Below are 4,007 nucleotides of genomic sequence, written 5' to 3' on the forward strand. Positions count from 1 at the left end.
CGCTGCTTTATAAGTTGCTGGGTGCCATCAGGTGCCTTTGTGAAGGCTTGAGCCTAGTGCGGTGAAAGTTGCACGCTGGGTTCTTAGAGGGACGACACTTGGTAACAGGTGTCGTCTACTCGACAAATTCGTGTTGCATGCCCCGTCAACACGTCTATGGACATAAATGTTTTATTACTTTTTATAATCCTCATATTCAGCAACTCTGGCAGTGAGTTCTTCCTGTAGCTCATACACTCGGTACATTAGCGACTTGTTCAATGTTTCTAGTTCATCATTGATTGCTAAAGCCTCCTCCTTCTCTTTGCGATAACCTTCTTTGAGTTCGATTTGCTGCCTTAATTCTTCTTTGAGCCTATCTATCTCGCTCATATCTTCTGTGATAGGCAAAGCCGCCACAGACAAATCAGGGTTATCTAGCATTTCGTTATGTGCTTCGATAGCAGGGTTAGCCACCTTGTCGACGAACTCCTTGAACTTATGAATGTAGCTACGCCCTAAACCCGCCTCATTGTTGATTTTATTGAGGGTTAGACGCCCCCTTGCCTTAGTTCTCAGAGGAGCGCCAGCCTTCAGTCGGCCTAACGCCAATTGAAGTTTCGCTTCGGCAGAAAGGCCTTTCTCTTCTTGAACGAGTTTTTTAAGTGCATCTTGTTGAGTTCTCATCACTGTTTCTCCGCCACTGAACGCTTGTATTCTTCTATCTGCTGCTCAAAACTAGCGGCTCTGGCACCCTTTGTTTTAACAGCCGACGCCTTACGTCCAGCCCCAGTACGTTTTCCGCCACGCCCATGCTTCCAGTCGAACTCATCAACGAAAGACATTTGATCTTCATGTTTTTTGGTAGCCATTCAGCATAACCCCTATGACTTTTGATTGTTGTTACATTTTTCAAAGATTATGATCATGCTTCGCTAATCAAAATAATTTCCTCATTGAACGGTTCGTAAGAAATTTCATGAGCTTTTAGCGTCAGTTCCTCGACATGAATCTTCTGCTTCAAGCCATTCAGAATTGACCTTTTCAGTGGTTCGCCAGTGTTAAGGTTCGTAAACTTAGCAATCAAACGTTCTCTTTGTTTAGCAATCCTTTTCGCCCCCTTATCAGTCACAACCTTGTGTTCGCACTCCTTAATTTCAGCTCGGAACAGCAGCGTGCCACACACACGGTCACACGATCCATTAGTGCAATAGGCTCCGCTCGGCAGTTGCATGATATGAAAGCTGCCACGACGAAGATTCTCTTCAATTTCTGCGCGAGTCATGATGATGGATTCTCCTACCTTCAGCTTTTCCAGGCGCTCTTCCATAATCTTCTCGCCCTTGGCACCACTCAAATGCTCGCTTTTATTAAAGATTTCATCAAACTCATCCACACCCAAATCAATACCCGCCTCTTTCAACTCATCCAGAATCTCATCATCCATCAGAAGGTCATTCATCTGCGCAAGTACGGCATTATTTGCGTAGTAACCCGACATATTGATGTTCTGGTGTTTGAACTGGAATTTAATCCCCGAAGCCGTGCCGAAGCTGTAACGCACAAAGAACACGGCAAATGACCGTCTAAAGTCATGAGAGCTCAAACCCGTGTATGTGCCTCCAACCTTTAATTGCCCCTCCCTTGTAGGGTTCAGCGTATCAAACTCTTCAACATCCTCTAGGGTTGCTTTGTAGTTCAGATTTTTAATAAATCTTTTAAGCGCCTTGTCAGGTTTGAATATGTAATTATCACCATCTTGTGCCCCCGTTCTAGTCACCAAAAACGCTGAACTCAATTGCTTTCTCATGTGAGCGATTCTTTCTAGCGCTTCGCCTTGCTCTTCTTTTTTATCAACGCCCTCCAGATAAAGCTCACGAGTTGATTGCATCATGTCATAGGCTAGCTCCAGTGCGGTTTGCGCAACAGAGTGTGATTGCCACGTCGCCATTTGAGGTATTCCGTCATGCCCCTTGCTGGTCTCGCCTGTGAGTATCGTTACTGGCTTACCGTTCACCATTGCCGTATCTACGCTGTCTTTGTTGAAAGATACAACCTCTCCAATTCGGGCACCTGAGAAGCCTTGAACCACAACTAAACAGCTAACCAAGATGTCAGCTAAGCTGTCAGCCTGGAGGGCCAACTTGAAGTCAGGAATGCCGTGGTCGATTTTCCTTACTGCCCTTTCTATTCTTTGCCCCTTGCCACTGGCGGTCATCGAAAGAACTTTCTTGCCACTGCCGCGACCATCAGTTTCAAGCCTTTCACCATTATGAACGCGCTTTTTAATGTCATAGGCTTGTCCCATCGCCCGTGAAATCTCATGACGATACGGATGATATTTTTCAACCACTTCTAACGCATGACTCATGATGCGTTGATATAACTTATGCGGAAGAGCCACACGCTGCTCAGCTTCTTTTGTTGCTGCGCACTTTCTTACCGCCTTAGAATCAACATATTCACTAAGCAAACCAACATCAGCCAGTTTATTTAATGCGGAGAGAATCTTATCTATGCTGCCATCGCGCAACTTTTTATTTTTAAGGCGTGGGGTAAATGATTTCCACTGTCTGGTGTTATCTAAATCACTCCAATTTGTACCACCCAAGCAATCGGCAATATGCTGTAGTCCAGTCTTCAAGTGGCCCATTTGATTAACCGATAAAGGCAGTGTGCCATTTTTTTTTGAATGGTGATAAATCAGATATATAGCGTCCTGTATATCATTAACATGCTCAGGCTTGGTCGCATTAAAACCCACTGTTAATGAATAACTCACGCCAACAGTATGCGACATTGAAAGATCCCATTTTTTAACATGGTATGGTTTATCTTTTGAGTCGAGCCTGTCTAACCCCTCAATTAAAAATGCAGTTTCGGACTTCTGAATTGGATTTAATGAAACGACGTTATCGTGGGTATTTTGTTTATCATTCATAGTTAAAACGTCTCCAGCAAGTCAATTAGGCTATACCCGTTGCTATAAAGCGGATGAGGGCCTTCGCTGTGCCTTTCTTGTGCTTTGGTGTAATTATCAGGCGCAATCTGTTTAAAATCTTCTAGAATCGCTTCTATGGTATTACACAACTTGTAATATTTATCTGTTGGCAGGCTATTAACCGATTGGTAATCTTTCATTTGTTGCAGCGTATCGTTAAAGGAGAGCATCAACCAAATATCTTCTACCTCTGATACCAAACGATGGTAAGGGCAGTCAAAACAACCTAGAAAGTCTGTGCAAAGCTCCTCCTTCTTTTGCTGTCCCACACCTAATTTTTCAAGGTGTATCTTAATTCTGGCGGCAGCACCTTGCGATGAGTCCTTACATCGAACACCAAGAGGGGTTTGTGTGTCGTTCGCTCTTTCTTCCTCACGCAACCTTTTATAATCGTAGTCGTCCAGTACATTAGCATAATTGAACTTCGCCTTAGTCGCGGCCTCATGAGGAGCGGTGTTATTTTTCGCAAAGTCGTAGAGTGCTTCTCCGTTTGCCGCCAAGCTGCCTGTATGGTCGCCTTCGTTGCCATCTGAATAGTTAGCCCCAATGACTTCAATGCTGTTGTTCGCAGACATCGACACGAGCCAGATGTCTTGCGTCACTTTCATCAGCGTGTCGATCTTCGTTTGGCGCAGTTTTGAAGGTGTGACATGTGCAAGCCCCAATTTTTTTGTGTAAGTATTGATGACTTTTTGAGGTGTACTTTGACCCGCTTCAATCATCCCTTGAATGTCACCTGACTTCCTAAAATAAGGAAACAACCAATCGGTTCCAGAATCTTTCTGGAGTTCCTTAGAGATTTCTAGCCATTGGTGGAAGAACTCTTGGGCTTTTCTATGAAAACCAAGAGATGTATCAAAATCTAAATGATTGGCACGTGCTTTCTCCATATCAAAGTAGTGTAGTGGTCAACTAAAATTGGCCACGGTTTTAGAGTTTTCCCAATATAATCGTTCTGATTCATTGGGAGTTAGACCACCGTTATACTGATGTGGCCTGAGTTGGCAGTAATATCCGATAATGTAGC

At 44.0% G+C, this 4,007-nt stretch carries 4 protein-coding genes; all 4 read right to left on the reverse strand.

What is annotated here, in order from left to right; all coding sequences use genetic code 11:
* Nucleotides 1-174: 174 nt before the first annotated feature.
* The 4 genes from AACQ79_RS13010 to AACQ79_RS13025 are packed head-to-tail and all read right to left on the reverse strand — an operon-like array spanning nt 175 to nt 3,870.
* A complete protein-coding gene (locus AACQ79_RS13010; protein WP_170899885.1) occupies nt 175-666 on the reverse strand; it encodes a hypothetical protein in 492 nt (163 codons plus the stop codon).
* Nucleotides 666-851 carry a hypothetical protein gene (locus tag AACQ79_RS13015; RefSeq protein WP_170899886.1) on the reverse strand — a complete coding sequence of 62 codons (186 nt, stop codon included), beginning with the start codon at nt 849-851 and terminating at the stop codon, nt 666-668. The genes AACQ79_RS13010 and AACQ79_RS13015 overlap by 1 nt, the downstream gene beginning before the upstream one ends.
* A gap of 53 nt (nt 852-904) precedes the next feature.
* Nucleotides 905-2,920: a hypothetical protein gene (locus tag AACQ79_RS13020; RefSeq protein WP_170899887.1), complete on the reverse strand. Its 2,016-nt coding sequence runs from the start codon at nt 2,918-2,920 to the stop codon at nt 905-907.
* Nucleotides 2,921-2,922: 2 nt separating this feature from the next.
* Nucleotides 2,923-3,870, reverse strand: a complete 948-nt coding sequence (locus tag AACQ79_RS13025) for a hypothetical protein (protein WP_212756445.1) — start codon at nt 3,868-3,870, stop codon at nt 2,923-2,925.
* Between the last annotated feature and the right edge of the window lie 137 nt (nt 3,871-4,007).

The organism is Vibrio sp. 3-2(1) (assembly GCF_963887575.1).
Classification (GTDB): domain Bacteria; phylum Pseudomonadota; class Gammaproteobacteria; order Enterobacterales; family Vibrionaceae; genus Vibrio; species Vibrio anguillarum.

Bases quoted from the DNA above. Each gene is read 5' to 3' on its own strand.
- AACQ79_RS13020 (WP_170899887.1), bottom strand. From the start codon at position 2,920: ATGAATGATAAACAAAATACCCACGATAACGTCGTTTCATTAAATCCA.
- AACQ79_RS13015 (WP_170899886.1), bottom strand. From the start codon at position 851: ATGGCTACCAAAAAACATGAAGATCAAATGTCTTTCGTTGATGAGTTC.
- AACQ79_RS13025 (WP_212756445.1), bottom strand. From the start codon at position 3,870: ATGGAGAAAGCACGTGCCAATCATTTAGATTTTGATACATCTCTTGGT.
- AACQ79_RS13010 (WP_170899885.1), bottom strand. From the start codon at position 666: ATGAGAACTCAACAAGATGCACTTAAAAAACTCGTTCAAGAAGAGAAA.